Origin of the sequence: Streptomyces albidus (ex Kaewkla and Franco 2022), assembly GCF_013870515.1 — a bacterium.
Classification (GTDB): Bacteria; Actinomycetota; Actinomycetes; order Streptomycetales; family Streptomycetaceae; genus Streptomyces; species Streptomyces albidus.
On the sequence record NZ_JACBXA010000091.1, the window covers coordinates 1 to 19603 of the forward strand.

Sequence of the window (19603 nt, forward strand, 5' to 3'; positions counted from 1 at the left end):
CGCCGCCCTGCTCGCCGCCGTCTTCGCTCTCCGACTCGGACGGAGTGTTGGTGGGACCGCCGGAACCACCGTTGGAGTTGTTGCCGCCACGTCCGCCGGAACCGGTCTCCGTCGGGCTGTCGGTCGGATCCTCCGTCGGGGTGGTCTCGGTCTCGCTCGGCGTCTGCGACGGAGTCTCCGAGGGCGTGACGTCACCGGTGTCGCCGGTGCTCGTGCCCGGCTCCTCCTCCGTCTCGCTGGGCGTCTCGGTCGGCTCGTCCGTCGTCTTGTCCTCCTTGGGCGCGGAGGTGGACGTGTCCGGCTTCACGTCGTTGTTGCCGTCGTCCGACTTGTACGTGGCCGCGTAGTAGATGCCCATCGCGACAGCGATCACCGCGAGGAAGGCGAGGATCGCGTACTTGACGCCGCCACCGCCGCGCCTGCCGTCGCCGCGCTGTCCGCCCACGAACCCGCCGTCGTCCCGGTCGGGCCGGCCCATCAGCAGCGGCGGAGCGAGCTGGGAGGTGTCACCGTGTGCGGGGTGCTGGCGGGCGTCGGCGCCGGGGATGCCCATCGCCGGGGTGGCGCCGCCGGCGTGCGCGATCGGGCCGGTGTTCCAGATGCCGCCGGTGTGGCCGCCCTGCTCGTGCAGCATCTGCAGCGCGTACTGGGCGAGGCCGCGCATCTCCTCGGCGCTCTGGAAACGGTCGTCCGGATCCTTCGCCAGCGCCCGCATCACCAGGCCGTCCAGCTCGGGCGGCACGACGTCGGAGACCTCGGAGGGCAGTGACGCCTCGTCCTGCACGTGCTGGTAGACGACCGAGAGCGGGGTCTCGCCCGTGAACGGCGGCCTGAGGGTGAGCAGTTCGTAGAGGAGGCAGCCCGTGGCGTACAGGTCCGAGCGGATGTCGACCGTCTTGCCGAGGGCCTGCTCGGGGGAGAGGTACTGCGGCGTGCCCATCACCATGCCGGTCTGGGTCATGGTGTTGGAGGCGCCGTGCAGGGCGCGGGCGATGCCGAAGTCCATCACCTTCACCGCGCCGCTGTTGGTGATGATGACGTTGGCGGGCTTGATGTCGCGGTGCACGATGCCGTGCTGGTGGCTGTAGGCCAGGGCCTCCAGGACACCGGAGACGATGATCAACGCCTGGTCCGGCGGCGGGGCTTCGGCGTTCAGCAGGAGGTCACGGATCGTCCGGCCCTCGACCAGCTCCATCACGATGTACGGCGTGACCCTGCCGCCGATCGTCTCCTCGCCGGAGTCGTACACGGCGACGACGGAGTGGTGGTTGAGACCGGCGACGGACTGCGCCTCACGCGTGAAGCGGGCCTTGGAGACCGGGTCCTCGGCGAGATCGGAACGGAGCAGCTTGACCGCGACCGTACGCCCCAGGCGCAGGTCCTCAGCCGCCAGGACCTCGGCCATACCGCCCCGGCCGAGACGGTGCGAGAGGCGGTAGCGGCCGTCACCGACGAGGCCGCTGTTGCCCCACAGCTCCGACGAGTCGGCCATCGAGCCGCCCATGGCGTCGGGGTCCGGGGGACCCCCGCCGGCCTGCGTCTGTGCCATCTGTCCTCGCCGTGGATCGAAAATGCCGTGGGTCGCGCGGGTGCGTACTCCCCTGGCACTCGGCCGACCCGGCTGGGCCGGGATACGCCCCGCTCCGCTTTGGAGGCTACAGGCTCGGGGGAGTTACATGGATGGGACGGGAAGAGCCATCCAAGCGGCTGCGGTGCCCGGCTGGCAAGTTCGCAGGCGGCGTGCGCACAGCCCTTGGGAGAGCCCGGAACCCGCAGCGCGACGCCGTCTGAGAGGCGATGTCGGGGCAAGGGCCTGTCTGACAAATGGCGCCGTCCGCCGCAGGCGGTGCTCGCGGCGGACGGTGCGTGCAGCCGCAAGGCGGAGGATCGCCCTCGTAGTGGGCTACTCGGTCGATCCGACAACTCGGGGGCACCTCCCGCGAAGCGGGGGAGGATGTGCGTGCCCGTCGTCGCGAGCAAGGCGAGATTCGTCAGACAGGGCCTAGGGGCAGGAGGCACCGAAGCTGCCACAGATGTGGGCACAGGTTGCGCATCCGGTTACGGAACGGGCACTGAGCTTGACGTGGAGAAGCCCTCCGGCAGACTTGGGCCTGTATCAGGAGCATGAGATCTCCGGGGCTGGAATATTGCCCTGAAACAACTGCGCGGGGGCGTGCCGCCGAGGGGGAGCAGTCAGATGAGTGACGACGGCGCACAGGCAGCCGCGCAGTACTTGGGACGTACCGTCGGCAACGGACGTTTCCAGTTGCAGAGCCTGCTCGGGGCGGGCGGCATGGCCTCCGTGTACCTCGCCTACGACTCCGTGCTCGACCGACAGGTCGCGGTCAAGACGCTCCACACGGAGCTCGGTCGTGAGCAGTCCTTCCGCGAACGCTTCCGGCGCGAGGCCCAGTCCGTCGCCAAGCTCTCGCACACCAACATCGTCTCCGTCTTCGACTCCGGCGAGGACGAGATCGACGGTGCGCTCGTGCCGTACATCGTCATGGAGTACGTCGAGGGCAAGCCCCTGCGCAACGTGCTCGACGAGGACATCGCGCGGTTCGGCGCGATGCCGACCGAGAAGGCGCTGAAGATCACCGGCGACGTGCTGGCGGCGCTCGAGGTCAGCCACGAGATGGGCCTCGTCCACCGGGACATCAAGCCCGGCAACGTGATGATGACCAAGCGCGGTGTGGTCAAGGTCATGGACTTCGGCATCGCGCGGGCCATGCAGTCCGGTGTGACGTCGATGACACAGACCGGCATGGTCGTCGGCACCCCGCAGTACCTCTCGCCGGAGCAGGCGCTGGGGCGCGGCGTGGACGCCCGTTCCGACCTGTACTCGGTGGGCATCATGCTCTTCGAGCTGCTCACCGGACGGCTTCCCTTCGACGCCGACTCCCCCCTCGCCATCGCGTACGCGCATGTGCAGGAGGAGCCGCCCACCCCGTCGTCGATCAACCAGTCGGTGCCGCCCGCCGTGGACGCGCTGGTGGCGCGGACGCTGCGGAAGAACCCCAACGAGCGCTTCCCGTCCGCCGAGACGATGCACGACGAGTGCACCCGCGTCGGCGGCACCGGGGCGGCCTCGGGCGCGGCTCCGCTCATCATCAGTGCCGGTCCCGCGGCACCGAGCGGTGCGGGCGTCGGCCAGGCGGTCTTCCCGCCGGTCAACGACGCGGGCACCCCGCCGCCGCCCGGCGTGCAGCAGCCCTACGCACCGCAGCAGTACGGCGGGTTCGGGCCCTCGACGCCTCCGCCGCCCAGCCAGAACCCGATGGGTCAGTACGCGGCGGGCTCGCCGTACGCGGCGCAGCAGGGTGCGCACACCCCGCCGCCGTACACGCTCAGCCCCACGCCCCCCGGGGGCGGCGGCGGGCGCAAGAGCAACACCGGGGCGATCATCGGCTCGGTGGTCGGGGCGATAGTCGTGGTGACGGCCGTGATCATCGCGCTCGTCGTGAACGGCGGCGGGGAGGATTCACCCGAGGCCGACAGCTCGCCTTCCGCCACGGTCACCGCTACCGCGCCCGACGACGAGCCCTCCGCGGAACCGAGCGACGCCGGAGGCGGGGACGACGACGAGATCAAGCCCGAGGACAAGTCGAAGACGATCGAGACCACCAGGTGCACGAACGCCTCCGACAGCTACTCCGAGAAGGGAAAGAAGACCCTCCCGGACTTCACCTACCGCAATCTCGCGTCGGTGAAGAAGTGCATCCGCGAGGCGGGCTGGAAGCTCGGTGACGTCTCCTACAAGGACGAGAACATCTGGGGCAAGAACATGGTCCTGGAGCAGGACCCCGAGGGGATCGACCCCTTCGACCCCAAGAAGGACGAGATCGAGCTGACCGTCTCCACCGGCAAGCCCGAGGACTGACCGGCCCGGCCGCCTCGACTGCCCGCCCCTGGCAGGCAGTCGAGCGACCCGGCTCCGGAACACAAGGCGGCCGTCCACGTGATCACGTGGACGGCCGCCTTTGCTCTTGCGTGCAGGTGCCCGTACTCCTGGTGGCTCGTCGCCCCTACGCGGGGCGCCGCACCTGCACGGTGCGGAAGCGGTCGGAGACGAACGCGCCGTCGCACAGGGCCGAGTTGGCCGCGGGGTTGCCGCCGGATCCGTGGAAGTCGGAGAAGGCGGCGGTCTGGTTGACGTACACCCCGCCGGTGAGATTGAGCGAGAGCTGCGCGCACTCGTCGAGGCAGGCGTCCTCGATGAGGCGCTCGACCTCGGGCGACGTCGTGTACGCGCCGACGGTCATCGCGCCCTTCTCCCGGACCGTACGCCGCAGCACGGCGACCGCGTCAGCCGCGGAGTCGACGGCGACGGCGAAGGAGACGGGCCCGAAGAACTCCGAGAAGCAGACGGACTCCGCTTCGGGCTCGGCGGACTCCAGCTTGACGATGACGGGCGTACGCACGGTCGCGCCGGGGAAGTCGGGGTGCTCGACCGAGCGTGAGGGCAGGGCGACTTCACCCAGGGAGGCCGCCGACTCGACGCGCTCACGCACCTGTTGGTTGACGATCGCACCGAGAAGGGCGTTGGCACGGGCGTCGTCGCCGAGCAGCTTCCCGACCGCGGTGGCCAGATCGGCGGCCACCTCGTCGTAGGACTTCTCCCCCGCGTCCGTCGTGATGCCGCCGCGCGGGATGAGCAGGTTCTGCGGGGTGGTGCACATCTGACCGCTGTAGAGCGACAGGGAGAAGGCGAGGTTGCCCAGCATGCCCTTGTAGTCGTCGGTGGAGTCGATGATCACCGTGTTGACCCCGGCCTTCTCCGTGAAGACGCGGGCCTGGTGGGCGTTGCTCTCCAGCCAGTCTCCGAAGGCGGTGGAGCCGGTGTAGTCGATGATGCGGATCTCCGGCCGCACGGCCAGTTCCTTGGCGATGCCCTCGCCGTCCCGCTCGGCGGCCAGCGCGACCAGATTCGACTCGAACCCGGCCTCTGCCAGCACCTCCCGGGCGACGCGGACGGTCAGGGCCAGCGGCAGCACGGCGCGCGGGTGCGGCTTGACCAGCACGGGGTTGCCGGTGGCGAGGGAGGCGAAGAACCCGGGGTATCCGTTCCAGGTCGGGAAGGTGTTGCATCCGATGAGCAGCGAGATGCCGCGGCCGACCGGCGTGAAGTGCTTGCTGAGGTTGAGAGGGTCGCGCTTGCCCTGCGGCTTCGACCACTCGGCCGAGCCCGGTGTGCGGACCTGCTCCTCGTAGGCGTAGGCGACGGCCTCCATGCCGCGGTCCTGAGCGTGCGGCCCGCCCGCCTGGAACGCCATCATGAACGCCTGGCCGCTGGTGTGCATCACGGCGTGCGCGAACTCGTGCGTACGGGCGCTGATGCGGGCCAGGATCTCCAGACACACAGCCGCGCGCACCTCCGGACCGGCCTCACGCCATGCGGGCATCGCCTCGCGCATCGCGGGCAGCAGCACGTCGAGGTCCGGGCGGGGGTACTCGATGCCCATCTCCAGCCCGTAGGGCGAGACCTCGGTGGCGGCCCAGCCGCCCTCCGGGCCCGACTGGCCGGGCTGCCCGTCGATCTCGAACCGGCTGCCGCGCAGCGCGTCGAAGGCGGCCTGGCCCTGGCCGGCGCTCAGCGAACCGGCCGCACCCGACTCCTCGCCGTACGCCTTGGGGTGCTCGGGGTGCGGCGACCAGTACTCCCTGCTGCGGATCACTTCCAGCGCGCGGTCGAGCGTGGCTCGGTGCCGCTCGATCAGCTGGGCCGCGGAGAGCTCATTGCTTCCGCCCTCCACAGACGTGGACACAGATGTGGTCACAGGTGCGGTCACGAACGACCAACTCCTCATCGAGCCGGGTGGCTGGGTGGCTGGGACTTCCGGGTCCTGTCAGGGCTGTCGGTCCTGCAGTGACAGGTAGATACTGCTACCGAACGATCGGTCGGTGCAAGGGGGGCGAGGAGCCTGTGGACGACGTGGATAGCATCGGCGGCATGCCGGCCAAGCGCGACACCTACACACCCGATTCGCTGCTCAAGGTCGCGGTGGAGGTGTTCATCGAGCGCGGCTACGACGGCACCTCCATGGAGCACCTGTCCCGGGCCGCGGGGATCTCCAAGTCCTCCATCTACCACCACGTACGCGGCAAGGAAGAGCTCCTGCGCCGGGCCATAAGCCGCGCCCTGAACGGGCTCTTCGGCGTCCTCGACGAGCCGCGGTCGCGCGAGGGCCGCGCGATCGACCGGCTGGAACACGTCACGCGCCGCACGGTCGAGGTGCTCATGACGGAGCTCCCCTACGTGACGCTGCTGCTGCGCGTACGCGGAAACACGGACACCGAGCGCTGGGCCATGGCACGCCGCCGCGAGTTCGACCAGCGGGTCTCGGAGCTGCTGAAGCAGGCCGTGGCGGACGGCGACCTGCGAGCCGACGTCGACGTCCGGCTGGCGACCCGGCTGCTCTTCGGGATGATCAACTCCGTCGTGGAGTGGTACAGGCCCGGGCGTGCGGGCCGGAGCGGGTCGACCACGAGCGACGAGGTCGGCGAGGCGGTCGTACGCACCGCGTTCGCCGGTCTGCGCAACTGATCGCGCCTCCCGCCCCACGCGGCCGGAGGTTCACCCGGCGGCGGGCCGGGGGTCGATGAGGACACCGGGGTTGAGGATTCCGTGCGGGTCCAGGGCGTCCTTTGCGGCCCGCAGGGCGAGCGCGAAGGGTTCGGGGCGCTGCCGGTCGTACCCGGGCCGGTGGTCCCTGCCGACGGCGTGATGGTGGGTGATGGTGGCGCCGTGCCGGGTGAGTGTCTCCATCGCCGCGGTCTTGATCTCGTCCCACATGGCCACCTCCTGTCCATGGCGACCGGCGGCGATCACCGTGAAGTACGGGGCGGGACCGTCCGGATACACGTGCGTGAAGCGGCAGTTGACCAGAGCGGGGTGCCCGGTGATCTTCTCGGCCGCGGCACCCACTTCCGCGCGGACGGCCTGGTAGAGCCCGGCCACCCGGTCCCAGGTGCACGCGGTCTCGAAGGTCTCGGTGATCGCGCTCATCCGCGCCAGCCCGTCCCGCATGTAGGGCATCCGCAGGAAGGCCGACCGCCAGGCGCTGACGGCCGAGTCCCCGCCCCCTCCCTCCGGCTCGCGTTCGCGTCCACCGTGGTCGGCGGCGAGCGTGACCAGCTCCGCGAGCCGGCCGCCCACCGGCTGGTGCGCCGACTCCACGCCGAGCACCAGCACGCTCTCCCCGTCGTGGGCGACGCCGGACAGAGCGGCCTCGCCGGCGTCGAGCAGCCTGCAGTTGGCCGGGTGCAGCCCTGACTGCGAGATCGCCCTGACGGCTTCCATGGCGTCGGCGACGTCACTGAAGAAGAAAGAGGCGGAAGCCTTGTGGGCGGGGCGGTCCTGCAGCCGCATCCACGCTTCGGTGATCACGCCGAGCGTCCCCTCGGAGCCCAGGAAGAGACGGTCGGGGGACGGACCGGCGCCGGAGCCCGGCAGACGCCAGGACTCGGCGGTCCCGGCAGGGGTCACCACGCGCATCGATTCGACGAGGTCGTCGATGTGCGGGTAGAGCGTCGCGTAGTGGCCGCCGGCACGGGTGGCCAGCCAGCCGCCGAGGGTGGAGAACTCGAAGCTCTGCGGGAAGTGGCGCAGCGTCAGGCCGCCTGGCATGCCGCGGAGCTGGGCCTCCAGCGCGGGCCCGAACACTCCGGCCTGGATGCGGGCCGCCCTGCTGGTGGTGTCGACCTCGAGGACGCGGTCCATCGCCGAGAGGTCGAGCGAGAGCACCCCGGCGTGGGCTCCGCTGCGGTACTCGACCCCGCCGACCACCGAACTGCCGCCCCCGTAAGGGATCACGGCGACGTCGTGCGAGCCGGCCCAGTCGAGCAGGTCCACGAGCTCTGTCTCCGTGTGCGGGAACGCCACGAGGTCGGGAGCGGCCGAGAGGTCGCCGTGCAGCGCCCGTACGACGTCGCGGTACGCCTTGCCGTAGGTGTGACTCGCGCGGTGGGGCGGCGTGGCCGAGACCCGGTGGGCCAGTGAGGCGGGCGGTGAGATCCGGGGCTCGGGCAGTTCAACGCCGCCGATCTCCGGCACCGGCATCGGCCGGGACGGCAGACCGGGGAGCAGGGCGCCGAGCGCCGTGCACTCGGAGTCGGGGAGAGCCTGCTCCGTCAGCCCCCAACCCCACCAGGACCTGGCCGGGTCGGTCGGGAACGCTGCTGTCGCCGCCATGAGGGACCTTTCGCGCCGGCTGTCCACTGAGAGAAATTACTGGAGAGTAATTACGCGGAGGCGTCGGCCGCAAGAGCGTCAACGTCCCTGGCAGGCCCCCGCCTTCACGTGCGTGCCGCTACGGCGTCCGGCAGGGGAAGCGGGCCGGTGTTCGTTCGAGGACGTGAACGATCCTGCGGGACCGCGCCACCGCGCACCCGGCTTCACGACCACGACGACGCATCTCTTGACGGTCTGGTCTCGCACTTCTACCTTGTGTCCACCAACATGGACTGCGTTCTCATATATGGACGCGCCACTGAATCCTCGCCGCCGACTCGTGCGCGCCGGCCCTGGAGGAACCTGATGTCCCAGCCCTCGCAGTCGCGGGCGACCCGGCGAAACAGGATGATCGGCCGGTTCCGCGTGGCCCGGCGACGCACCGCCGTCGCGGCCCTCGCGGCGGGGTTCGCCGTCCTGGTCAGCTCGTGCACCGTCGCGAACAGCGACTCGCTGGGCGGAAGCGGCTCCGGGCTGCGCATCGTACTTCCGGAAGAGCCGCCCACACTCGAACCGTGCGAGTCCTCCCTCACCTCCACGGGCGTGGTCGTCCGCTCCAACATCACGCAGCCGCTGATCGAACGGGACCCCAAGTCCGGCGACCTCTCCCCGCTGCTTTCCACGGGGTGGAAGCGCACCTCGGACACCCGGTGGACCTTCACCATGCGCGAGGGCGTCCGCTTCCAGGACGGGACGGCCTTCAACGCCCGTGACGCCGCCTACTCCATCGAGCGGGCCGTCAACTCAGACCTCGGCTGCAACGTCGACGGCTACGTCTTCGGAGAGGACCCGCTCGACGTCGAGGCGGTCGACGAGCGGACGCTGACCGTCGAGAGCAAGGAACCCGACCCGATCCTCCCGCTGAGGCTGTCGTTCGTCGAGATCGTCCCGACCTCGACCGGCACGGCGAAGAAGGTGCGGCAGCCCGTCGGAACCGGCCCGTACGAGATCGGGCGCTGGGACACCGGCCTGAAGCTGCGGCTCGACCGCAACAAGCGCTACTGGGGCAAGGCGCCTTCGTACGAGAACGTCACCTACCAGTGGCGCGCGGAGGGCACCGTACGCGCGGCCATGGTCACCAGCGACGAGGCGGACGTCGCGCTCAAGCTCGGGCCGCTCGACGGGGCGGGCGACCGCGGCGTCAACCATCCGAACAACGAGACGACGGCGCTGCGGCTCACCGGCGAGGAACCGCCGCTCGACGACCCGCGCGTCCGGCAGGCCGTCAACTACGCGCTGGACAAGCGGGGCATCGTCAAGTCCCTCTTCAGCGGCCTCGGCAAGCCCGCCGGGCAGCTGGTGCCGTCCGGCGTGCTGGGCCACAACCCCTCCATCAAGCCGTGGCCCCACGACCTGAAGAAGGCCAGGGCCCTGGTGAAGGCGGCCAAGGCGGACGGCGTGCCCACCGGCAAGCAGATCCTGATGGTCGGCCGCCACGAACTCTTCCCCCGCGTCTCGGAGACCGCCGAGGTGCTCCAGGAGCAGCTGACGCAGGCCGGACTCAACATCAAGCTCAAGATGGTCGACGAATCGGCCCATCTCGAATACCAGCTGCGGCCGTTCGTGCCGGATGCCGGCCCGGTCGCGCTCCTCATCCAGCACGGCAACCAGGCGGGCGACGCGGCCTTCACCGTGGACCAGTACATGACGTCGAAGGGCGCCCAGAGCGTGATGGGCACCAAGGGCTTCGACAAGGTCATCGAGGAGGCGGGCCGCAAGTCGGGCAAGCAGCGGCAGAAGGCGTACGAGGAACTGCTGAAGCAGCAGAACGGCGACATCACGCAGTTCGCTCACATCGCCCACATGCGCGGCGTCGTCGCGCTCTCCCCGAACGTGTCCTACAGGCCGAACTCGGCCACCAACGACGAGCTGCGGCTCGCTGACATACGCCCCGCGGGCTGAGAGGAGGACCTGGTGATCACGTTCCTGCGGCGCCGCACCCTCTCCAGCGTCATACCGCTGGCAGTCGTGGTGCTCGGAGTGTTCTGCCTCGCGCGGCTGACCGGGAACCCGGCAAGCCTCTATCTGCCCCTCAACGCGACGGAGCAGATGCGGCAGGACTTCGCCGAGCGCAACGGCCTCGACCAGCCGGTCCTCTCCCAGATGGCCGACTACCTCGGCGGCGTACTGCGGCTCGACTTCGGTGAGTCGCTCCGTACGGGCCAGTCCGCCGGACGGATGGCCCTGGACGCCTTTCCCGCCACGCTCCAGCTCGCCGGGTTCACCATGCTGATCGCGGTGCTCGGTGCCGCGGTCGTCGGCAGCTGGGCGGCGTTCAAGCCCAACGGCCTCGCCGACCGGGTGTGCAGCACGATGTCGATGATCGCGGCCAGCGTTCCCGACTTCTGGTTCGCCATCGTCGGCATCTGGATCTTCGCGGTGACGCTCGGCTGGCTGCCGACCTCCGGCGTCACCGGCCACGGCATCTGGATCCTGCCGATCGCCACGCTGGTCGTTCGGCCCTTCGGTGTCCTGGTGCAGGTGGTGCGCGGGGCGATGGTCTCCGCGCTCTCGTCCCCCTACGTCAAACTCGCCCGCAGCAAAGGGGCCGACGACTACCGCATCGTCACGCACCACGCGCTGCGCAACGCCGCCGCACCCGCGCTCACGGTCGCCGGCGACCTCACCGTAGGCCTCGTCAACGGAGCCGTCGTGGTCGAGACGATCTTCGGATGGCCGGGCATCGGCAAGCTCATGATCGACTCGATCCTGCAACGTGACTTCGCGGTGCTGCAGGCCGCCGTCCTCGTGACGGCCGTTGCCATCTTCGTCCTGAACATCCTCATCGACGTCTGCTACGCGCTGCTCGACGCACGCGTCCGGCAGGCCGCGAAGACCTGACGACCGGAGGCCTGATGTCCCCCATGGCGCACGACAGGCAGGGCGCGCCTCCGGCCGGCGAGCCGGCGCCCGAGGCGATACCCGAACAGTCACCGGCCGCCGACGCCGGACCGGAGCGCGAAGCAGCACCACGGCAGGCACACGGAGCGGCCCGTACGGGCATGTGGCGGCTTCTGCTGCGCGACCGTGTCGCGACCCTCGCGGCCTGCACACTGCTGCTGGTCGCGTTGACCGCCCTCCTCGGCCCGCTGCTCGTCGGCGACCTCGCCACGAAGCAGAACCTCGACGCGGTCAACACCGCGCCGTTCCAGTCGGACGAGGGCTGGGCCTACATCCTGGGCAGCGACTCGCTGGGCCGTTCCATGCTGGCCCGGCTCGCCGTCGCCACCCGGACGACGGTCTCCGTCGCGGTGCCGGCCGTCCTGGTCTCGCTGCTCATCGGCTCCGTCTGGGGCATGTGGGCCGGCTACCACCGCGGCTGGCGCGAGACGCTGTCGATGCGGACGGCCGACGTCATCCTCAGCTTCCCGTCGCTGCTGCTCGCGGTCGTCGTCCTCTACGTCTTCTCGCCGAGCGCCGCCAACATCGTCGCGATCCTCGCCATCGCCCGTATCCCGATCTACCTGCGCACGGCGCGCGCCGAGTCCGCGGAGCTCCAGAGCCGGCTGTTCGTCGACGCGGCGCGCACGTTCGGTACGCGCAGCGGCGCCGTCATACGCAGACACGTCCTGCCGACGGTCCTGCCCACCCTGCTGACCGTCGCGACCGCCGACTTCTGCTTCGTCATGCTGTCGGAGTCCTCGCTGAGCTTCCTGGGCATCGGCATCCAGCCGCCCGACATCAGCTGGGGGCTGATGACGGCTCAGGGGCGCCAGTACCTCCAGACCTCGTGGTGGATGTCGATCTTCCCGGGTCTCGCAATCGTGATCACGACGGTGTCGGCGTCCGTACTGGCGGCCTGGTTCCGTATCGCCACCGACCCGGCCCAGCGGTGGCGGCTGAGCCTGCCGCGCCGGCAGCGCCGATCGGTCCGCAGGGCCGGGCAGGAGGTGGCGCGATGAGCGCCGGGACGACGAGCACCGGCCCCGTGGAGCAGGCCGGCCGGACCGAGCCCGAAGTGGCGCTGGCGGTCGCCGGGCTGAGCGTGCGCATCGACACGGCGGCGGGACCCGTGCTCGCGGTCGACGACGTGGGGTTCTCGGCACCTTCGGGTGAGACGCTCGCGCTCCTCGGTGAGTCCGGCTGCGGCAAGAGCATCACCGCGCAGGCCGTCGCCGGTCTGCTCGATCCGGTCGCCCGGGTCGTCGGCGGTGAAGTGCGGCTCGGTGACGTGGAGATGCTCGGCCTGACGCCCTCCGAGCGGCGCAAGCTCGCCGGGCCGGAGCTCGCGATCGTCTTCCAGGACGCGCTGACCGCACTGAACCCCGTCTACACGGTGGGCACGCAGCTCGCCGAGCCGTTCCGCATCCACCGGGGTCTGTCCGCACGGCAGGCACGGGAACGCGCCCTGGACCTCATGCGGCGTGTGGGCATTCCCGAGCCCGAGAGCCGGATCGACCACCACCCGCACCAGTTCTCCGGCGGCATGCGCCAGCGGCTGCTGATCGCGATGGCGGTCGCGCTCGGCCCGAAGGTGCTGATCGCGGACGAACCCACGACCGCACTCGACGTCACCGTCCAGGCCCAGATCATGGAGCTGCTCCGAGACCTGCGGGCCGAGCACAGCATGGCCGTCGTGCTGATCACGCACGATCTCGCCCTCGTGGCGGAGCAGGCGGACCGGGTGGCGGTCATGTACGCGGGCCGCGTCGTCGAGACCGGGCTGGTCCGGGAAGTCTTCCGGGAGCCCCTCCACCCGTACACCCGCGGCCTGCTGGAGTCCGTCCCCGCCGCCGGGCGCGGTGACCGGCTCCCCTCGATACCCGGCGCGCCCCCGGACCTCCACTCGATCCCCGAAGGCTGTGTCTACCAGGCACGTTGCCCGATGGTGCAGGACATCTGCCGTACGCAGCGGCCTGCCCCCGAGGCCGTCGGCGAGGGCCGTACGTCGGCGTGCCACTTCTCGAAGGAGCTCCGCCATGGCTGATCCGCTGCTGGAGGTCTCGGGCCTGACCAAGACCTTCCACATCTCCAAGGGCCCCTCGGGCAGCGGCCGGCTCCGGGCGCTCGACTCGGTCGGCCTGACTCTGGGGCGTGGGGAGACGCTGGGGCTCGTCGGGGAGTCGGGCTGCGGCAAGTCCACCCTTGCGCGGACCCTGTTGATGCTGGAGCAGCCTGACGAGGGGCGTGTCCGCTTCGACGGTGTGGACCCGTTCCGGCTGAAGGGCAAGGAGCTGCTGCACTGGCGGCGGCGGATACAGATGGTCTTCCAGGACCCGTTCGCCTCCCTCAACGCCCGTATGACGGCGGGCGAGATCATCAGCGAGCCCTGGGCGACGCACAGGAGCCTGTACCCGAGCGCCCGTGAACGTGCGGCCCGCGCAAGGGAACTGCTCGACCTGGTCGGTCTGCGTGCGTCCGACGCGGACCGGCATCCGCAGGAGTTCTCCGGCGGTCAGCGGCAGCGCATCGGCATTGCACGCGCCCTGGCGCTGAACCCCGATGTGATCGTCTGCGACGAACCCGTCTCCGCGCTCGACCTGTCGGTCCAGGCACAGGTGGTCAATCTGCTCGACGATCTGCAGAAGCAGCTCGAGGTGTCGTACCTCTTCATCTCGCACGACCTGTCCGTCGTACGGCACATCGCGGACCGGGTCGCGGTCATGTACCTGGGGCGGATCGTGGAGACCGGGAGGACCGAAGACGTACTGGACCGGCCCCTCCATCCGTACACCGCCGCACTGACGTCGGCGGCCCCGGTGCTGGACGTCTCCCGCGAGCGCACCGGAACGCGCATCCTGCTCCAGGGAGAGATCCCCTCACCCGTGGATCCGCCCTCCGGCTGCCACTTCCGGACACGGTGCTGGAAGGCGCAGGACCTGTGCGCGGAACGAACCCCGCACGCGCAGCCTGGAGTCGACCAGGAGGGGCTGCCGGAGGCCACAGGCCCCCGGCACGGCGCAGCATGCCACTTCCCGCTGGAGCACACGACGGAGGGAGCGCAGCTCACGGTGAGTCCGTGAGCTGGGCGGACTTCACGATCGTCGCCGTGACGATCACCGCCGCCTCCTGTCTCCAGGCGTCGATCGGATTCGGCATCGGAATGCTGGCGGCGCCGGTGATCGCCCTCATCGACCCCACGCTGGTCCCGGGCACGATCATCATGCTCGCGATGGTGGTCACGTTGCTGATCACCGTCGTCGAACGTACGCATCTGGACCTGACCGGCACCGGCTGGGCGCTCCTCGGCCGGGTGCCGGGCTCCGTGGTGGGAGCCGTCCTCGTCGCGTCGATGCCGTCCGGCTTGCTGTCGCTGCTGATCGCCGGGGTGGTTATCGGCGGGATCGTCTTCACGGTGGCCGGGTGGGCGCCGAGGCCTCGGCCGCTGACGCTGGTCTCGGCGGGTGCCGCCTCCGGGCTCATGGGAACGGCGACCTCCATAGGCGGAGCGCCGATGGCGCTGGTCTGGCAGCGCTCTCCGGCGCCGCAGCTGCGCTCGACCATGAGCGCGTTCTTCCTCGTGGGATCGGCCTTCTCGGTGATCGCCCTGGCGCTGAGCGGCGGTGTCGACGGCTCCACGGTCGGGACTTTCGCGGCTCTGACGCCTGCCGCACTCACCGGGTGCGTGCTGTCGCGGTTCGTCAACCGACGGCTGAACCGTGAGCGACTCCGGTTGACGGCGATCACCGTCTCGGCGTTCGGTGCGGTGCTGCTCGTCGTGCAGCAGCTGCTCTGAGGGCGCCGGCGCCCCGCGCCTCACCTGGCGGCGGGGCGCACCTGGTTGGTGAGGGGCCGCCCGCTCGCCAGCCGGCCGACGTTGCCCGCGATGTCGCGTGCTCGCGCCTCGAAGGTGTTGCGGGTGTGTCCCGAGTGATGCGGCGTCAGGACGACGTTGTCCAGTTGCTCGAACGGGAACCGCGAGGGGATCGCCCGGCCCGGCTCCCCGGCGGCGTCCCACCAGACGTCGAGCGCGGCACCCGCGATCGCACCGCTGCTCAGGGCGGTGAAGACGGCCTCTTCGTCGACGACGGGGCCGCGCGCCACGTTGACCAGGATCGCGCCGGGCTTCATCGCCTCGAACGCCTCGGCGCCCAGCAGGCCGCGGGTCTCCTCGGTCAGCGGTGCGGTGACGACCACCACGTCGGACTCGGCCAGCAGCAGGGGGAGTTCGTCGACACCACCGACTTGGTCCAGTTCGACGTCGTCGGGGACGGCGGCAGCGGGGTTGCGGCGCACCGCCCGCACACGCATCCCCATGGCGGAGACGAGGCGTGCCGTTCGGAGTCCGATCTCGCCGAAGCCGATCAGTCCGACGGTCCGTCCCTCCAGGGTCGCGCCGAAGTCGAGCCGGGGATCGGTGCGTACCGTCCGCCAGAGGCCCGACCGCAGCTCACGGTCCGCGCTCTGCACGCGGCGCGAGAGCATCATCATGCACATCAGTACGTGCTCGGCCACGGAACGCCCGTGGTGGGAGGTGTTGGCGACCGCGACGCCCGGTGCCAGCGAGTCGAACGGGATGCCGTCGCACCCGGCCCCGGTGACGTGCACGAGGCGGAGGCCCGCCCCGGCCTCGGCCATGGCGGTGCTCATTCCGGAGCAGACGAGCACGTCGCTCTCCGGCAGTGCAGCGAGGATCTCCGCGTCCGGCTTGCCGGCGGCCATCGTCCAGAGGTGGCCGTTCCGTCCGCCCGACGTGAGCTCCGGCTCGAACCGGCTGATGATCTCGTCGGTGACGAGGACGCGCAGAGCGGGGCCGTCCGGCGTCGCATTCGTCGTCGCGGACACGGAATGACGTTCCCCTCGTGTGGGTCGTGCGGGTCGCGCGGGGGGCTGCTGCCCTCCCGGCCTTCGTCAAGGCCTGCACGAGTGTGTCACTCGTTCATGGATGAAGACAATAGAGGACATGCGTTCACTCACGTGACCAACGGTGGGGTGCCCGTCCTCCCGGGACGTCCGTCAGATCTCCGGTTCGAGGTCGGTCTCCTCGAAGACCAGCAGCGTCCTGGTGCTGATCACCTCGGGGATCGACTGGATCCTCGTGAGCACCAGATCTCGGAGCGACCGGTTGTCCGCCGTGTGCACCAGCAGCAGTACGTCGAAGTCACCGCTGACCAGGGCCATGTGCGCGGCACCGGGCAGCTGGAGCAGCTGCTCCCGGACACTGCGCCAGGAGTCCTGCACGATCTTGAGCGTGACGTAGGCCGATGCCCCCTGACCGGCCCGCTCCTCGTCGATACGGGCGCTGAAGCCGCGTATCACTCCGTCGTCCATCAGGCGGTTGATGCGCGCATAGGCGTTGGCCCGGGAGATGTGGACCTGGTCGGCCAGCGCCCGTACCGACATCCTGCCGTCCGCACGCAGAAGGCGCAGGATGTCCCTGTCGACGGGATCGAGGGCACGGGCCTGCGGCCTCGCGTCCAGACCCCCGTGGACGCCGGGGTCGTCGGGACCGCTGGACGAATTGGCAATCTGTCCGTCCGGCATGCCCGGCAGCCTCCCCTCGTTGGACGTCCTGCATTCATCGAACGCACGAACGCTCAAGTTGTCCACAGACCGAGGCCGCCTGTAGCCAAAATGTGCCGTCGACCGAACAATCGGTAGGGGAGCCACCCGCTTCCGTGCCCACCGCAGCCCCCTCACGAGGAGGTGCTCGTTCATGACGGTCCTTGAGCAGTCCGGTGCCTACCATCTCGCACCACCCCCCGCCTGGCGCCCCCGCCGGGACGCCGCCCCGCTGCTGCCGGACCGGGAGCCGTACCGGCTGCTGGGCACCGGAGCCGAGCTGGACGACGATCTGCTCCGGGAGCTGTACGGGCAGCTCGTGCGCGGGCGGCGTTTCAACGAGCAGGCGACGGCACTGACCAAGCAGGGCCGCCTCGCGGTGTACCCGTCGTCGACGGGCCAGGAGGCCGCCGAGGTCGCGGCCGCCCTCGCCCTGCGCGAGCAGGACTGGCTCTTCCCCAGCTACCGCGACACGCTCGCCGCCGTCGCCCGCGGCCTCGACCCGGTGGCGGTGCTCTCGCTCCTCCGCGGCGACTGGCACAGCGGCTACGACCCCCGGGAGACGCGGGTCGCCCCCCTGAGCACCCCGCTCGCCACACAGCTGCCGCACGCGGTCGGGCTGGCGCACGCCGCCCGGCTCAAGGGCGACGACGTGGTGGCGCTGGCCATGGTCGGGGACGGCGGCACGAGCGAGGGCGACTTCCACGAGGCCCTCAACTTCGCCGCCGTATGGCAGGCCCCGGTCGTCTTCCTCGTGCAGAACAACGGCTTCGCGATCTCCGTACCGCTGGCGAAGCAGACCGCCGCACCGACCCTCGCCCACAAGGCCGTGGGCTACGGCATGCCGGGGCGGCTCGTGGACGGCAACGACGCCGCGGCGATGCACCATGTCCTGACCGACTCGGTCGAACGCGCCCGGCGGGGCGAGGGCCCCAGCCTCATCGAGGCCGTGACGTACCGCGTGGAGGCCCACACCAACGCCGACGACGCCACGCGCTACCGCGACGCCGCAGAGGTCACCGCCTGGCGCGAGCACGACCCGGTCAACCTGATGGAGCGCGAGCTGCGCACGCGGAAGCTGCTGGACGACGCAGGAGTGCGTGAGGCGGCCGAGGCGGCGGAGCACATGGCTCGCGGTCTCCGTGAGCGCATGAACCAGGACCCGGACCTGAATCCGGCGGACCTCTTCGACCACGTCTTCGCAAAGCGGACCACGCAGCTGCAGCAGCAGGCCGATCAGCTGCGCGCCGAGCTGGCGGCCTCCGAGGCGGAGCACGTGCGCCAGGACGGGAAGACGGGGGAGGACGCCTGATGAGTACGGCAACGGGCACGTCTGTGGGCACCGGCGAGGCCGGGGCACAGCCGCCGCGCGGCACGGCCCGCAAGCCCGCCACCATGGCGCAGGCCCTGAACCGCGCCCTGCGGGACGCGCTCGCCGAGGACGCGGACGTCCACATCTTCGGTGAGGACGTCGGCGCGCTCGGCGGTGTCTTCCGCGTGACGGACGGGCTGGCCGCGGAATTCGGGGAGAAGCGCGTCACCGACACTCCGCTGGCCGAGGCCGGCATCCTCGGCACGGCCGTCGGCATGGCGATGTACGGGCTGCGGCCCGTCGTGGAGATGCAGTTCGACGCCTTCGCCTACCCGGGCTTCGAGCAGCTGATCTCGCACATCTCCCGGATGCGGAACCGCACACGGGGCGCACTGCCCATGCCGATCACGGTGCGGGTGCCCTACGGCGGCGGCATCGGCGGCGTCGAGCACCACAGCGACTCCTCCGAGGCGTACTACATGGCGACGCCCGGCCTCCACGTCGTCACCCCGGCCACCGTCGCGGACGCCTACGGGCTCCTGCGCCACTCCATCGCGAGCGACGACCCGGTCATCTTCCTCGAACCCAAGCGGCTGTACTGGGGCAAGGACGACTGGTCCGCCGACCGGCCCGAAGCCGTACCGGAGGTCGGCCGCGCCCTCGTCCGGCGTCCCGGCACCTCGGCGACGCTCATCACCTACGGCCCCTCCCTGCCCGTCTGCCTGGAGGCGGCCGAGGCGGCGGCGAGGGACGAGGGCTGGGACCTCGAGGTCGTCGATCTGCGGTCGCTGGTGCCCTTCGACGAGGAGACCGTCGTGGCGTCCGTGCGGCGTACGGGCCGTGCCGTCGTCGTCCACGAGTCGACGGGATTCGCCGGCCCGGGCGCCGAGCTGGCGGCCCGCGTGAGCGAGCGCTGCTTCCACCACCTGGAAGCGCCGGTGCTGCGCGTATCGGGCTTCGACATCCCCTATCCGCCGCCCATGCTGGAGAGGCATCATCTTCCCGACGTGGACCGCGTGCTCGACGCGGTCTCGCGGCTCCAGTGGGAGAGCGAGTGGCGCTCGGACCGGGGAGAGGTGCGCTGATGGCGTCCGTACGGGAGTTCCTCCTTCCCGACCTGGGAGAAGGGCTGACGGAGGCCACGGTCGTGCGGTGGATGGTCGCCGTCGGCGACGTGGTGGCCGTGGACCAGCCCGTCATCGAGGTCGAGACGGCCAAGGCGCTGGTGGATGTTCCCTGTCCCTACGGCGGTGTGGTCACGGCGCGCTTCGGGGAGGAGGGCGCCGAGATCCCGGTGGGCACTCCGCTGCTGACGGTGGCCGTCGGAGCCGCCGACGATCCGGCCCGGCCGGCACCCGCACACGAGTCTCCGGTCGGGGCGTCCGCCCCGGCGGAGGCCGCCGCCACCGAGAGCTCCGGCAACGTGCTCGTCGGCTATGGCACCGGAGCCTCCACGGGGAGGCGCCGCAGGTCGCGTCCCGTCGACGGCTTCCGTCTGTCCCCCGGTAACGGCACGGCCGGAGCACGGGGGCCCGGCAGCCGTCATCTCACCGCTGGTGCGACGCCTCGCCCGCGAGCACGACCTCGACCTGCACGGCATCGCGGGCTCGGGGCCTGAC

At 70.6% G+C, this 19603-nt stretch carries 15 protein-coding genes and 1 pseudogene; 11 read left to right on the forward strand and 5 right to left on the reverse strand.

Annotated elements, in window-relative coordinates; genetic code table 11:
* On the reverse strand, positions 1 to 1549 hold a 1549-nt coding region (locus H5J26_RS15620; RefSeq protein ID WP_181766466.1), incomplete at its 3' end, for a protein kinase domain-containing protein.
* A 648-nt stretch (positions 1550 to 2197) separates the two neighbouring features.
* On the opposite strand from H5J26_RS15620, the gene H5J26_RS15625 reads away from it, so the two are divergent.
* Positions 2198 to 3880, forward strand: coding sequence for a protein kinase domain-containing protein (locus H5J26_RS15625; RefSeq protein WP_181766467.1), 1683 nt, complete (start codon positions 2198 to 2200; stop codon positions 3878 to 3880).
* Between the two features lie 145 nt (positions 3881 to 4025).
* Here the strand turns inward: H5J26_RS15625 and paaN are convergent, their stop codons facing one another.
* Entirely contained in the window at positions 4026 to 5807 is a 1782-nt protein-coding gene (gene paaN / locus H5J26_RS15630; protein ID WP_181766468.1) for a phenylacetic acid degradation protein PaaN, read from the reverse strand.
* A 143-nt stretch (positions 5808 to 5950) separates the two neighbouring features.
* Here paaN and H5J26_RS15635 point away from each other — a divergent pair, with 143 nt between their 5' ends.
* Positions 5951 to 6544, forward strand: a complete 594-nt coding sequence (locus H5J26_RS15635) for a TetR/AcrR family transcriptional regulator (protein ID WP_181766478.1) — start codon at positions 5951 to 5953, stop codon at positions 6542 to 6544.
* A 30-nt stretch (positions 6545 to 6574) separates the two neighbouring features.
* On the opposite strand, the gene H5J26_RS15640 is transcribed toward H5J26_RS15635, so the two are convergent.
* Positions 6575 to 8191 (reverse strand): FAD-binding oxidoreductase, encoded by a 1617-nt coding sequence (locus tag H5J26_RS15640; protein ID WP_181766469.1) that lies wholly within the window; start codon positions 8189 to 8191, stop codon positions 6575 to 6577.
* A gap of 345 nt (positions 8192 to 8536) precedes the next feature.
* Here H5J26_RS15640 and H5J26_RS15645 point away from each other — a divergent pair, with 345 nt between their 5' ends.
* The 6 genes from H5J26_RS15645 to H5J26_RS15670 are packed head-to-tail and all read left to right on the forward strand — an operon-like array spanning position 8537 to position 14906.
* Positions 8537 to 10132, forward strand: coding sequence for an ABC transporter substrate-binding protein (locus tag H5J26_RS15645; RefSeq protein WP_235980740.1), 1596 nt, complete (start codon positions 8537 to 8539; stop codon positions 10130 to 10132).
* A 12-nt stretch (positions 10133 to 10144) separates the two neighbouring features.
* A complete protein-coding gene (locus tag H5J26_RS15650; RefSeq protein WP_181766470.1) occupies positions 10145 to 11071 on the forward strand; it encodes an ABC transporter permease in 927 nt (308 codons plus the stop codon).
* Positions 11072 to 11094: 23 nt separating this feature from the next.
* Positions 11095 to 12132: an ABC transporter permease gene (locus H5J26_RS15655; RefSeq protein ID WP_181766471.1), complete on the forward strand. Its 1038-nt coding sequence runs from the start codon at positions 11095 to 11097 to the stop codon at positions 12130 to 12132.
* Complete coding sequence (locus H5J26_RS15660; RefSeq protein ID WP_181766472.1) at positions 12129 to 13157, forward strand: ABC transporter ATP-binding protein; 1029 nt, start codon at positions 12129 to 12131, stop codon at positions 13155 to 13157. Before H5J26_RS15655 ends, H5J26_RS15660 begins: the two co-directional genes overlap by 4 nt.
* Positions 13150 to 14193, forward strand: a complete 1044-nt coding sequence (locus tag H5J26_RS15665) for an ABC transporter ATP-binding protein (protein ID WP_181766473.1) — start codon at positions 13150 to 13152, stop codon at positions 14191 to 14193. The genes H5J26_RS15660 and H5J26_RS15665 overlap by 8 nt, the downstream gene beginning before the upstream one ends.
* Positions 14190 to 14906 carry a sulfite exporter TauE/SafE family protein gene (locus tag H5J26_RS15670; protein WP_181766474.1) on the forward strand — a complete coding sequence of 239 codons (717 nt, stop codon included), beginning with the start codon at positions 14190 to 14192 and terminating at the stop codon, positions 14904 to 14906. The genes H5J26_RS15665 and H5J26_RS15670 overlap by 4 nt, the downstream gene beginning before the upstream one ends.
* A gap of 20 nt (positions 14907 to 14926) precedes the next feature.
* On the opposite strand, the gene H5J26_RS15675 is transcribed toward H5J26_RS15670, so the two are convergent.
* Entirely contained in the window at positions 14927 to 15955 is a 1029-nt protein-coding gene (locus H5J26_RS15675) for a 2-hydroxyacid dehydrogenase (RefSeq protein WP_309237933.1), read from the reverse strand.
* Between the two features lie 171 nt (positions 15956 to 16126).
* Positions 16127 to 16654 carry an Lrp/AsnC family transcriptional regulator gene (locus tag H5J26_RS15680; protein ID WP_181766475.1) on the reverse strand — a complete coding sequence of 176 codons (528 nt, stop codon included), beginning with the start codon at positions 16652 to 16654 and terminating at the stop codon, positions 16127 to 16129.
* Positions 16655 to 16826: 172 nt separating this feature from the next.
* On the opposite strand from H5J26_RS15680, the gene pdhA reads away from it, so the two are divergent.
* From pdhA to H5J26_RS15695, 3 genes and pseudogenes are all read left to right on the forward strand, one after another.
* Positions 16827 to 17984 carry a pyruvate dehydrogenase (acetyl-transferring) E1 component subunit alpha gene (gene pdhA, locus H5J26_RS15685; protein WP_181766476.1) on the forward strand — a complete coding sequence of 386 codons (1158 nt, stop codon included), beginning with the start codon at positions 16827 to 16829 and terminating at the stop codon, positions 17982 to 17984.
* A gap of 83 nt (positions 17985 to 18067) precedes the next feature.
* On the forward strand, positions 18068 to 19069 hold the full coding sequence (locus tag H5J26_RS15690) for an alpha-ketoacid dehydrogenase subunit beta (RefSeq protein ID WP_235980743.1): 1002 nt from the start codon (positions 18068 to 18070) through the stop codon (positions 19067 to 19069).
* Positions 19069 to 19603 (forward strand): annotated as a pseudogene (locus H5J26_RS15695) (biotin/lipoyl-containing protein); the annotation flags it as partial. The gene H5J26_RS15690 and the pseudogene H5J26_RS15695, both read left to right, overlap by 1 nt.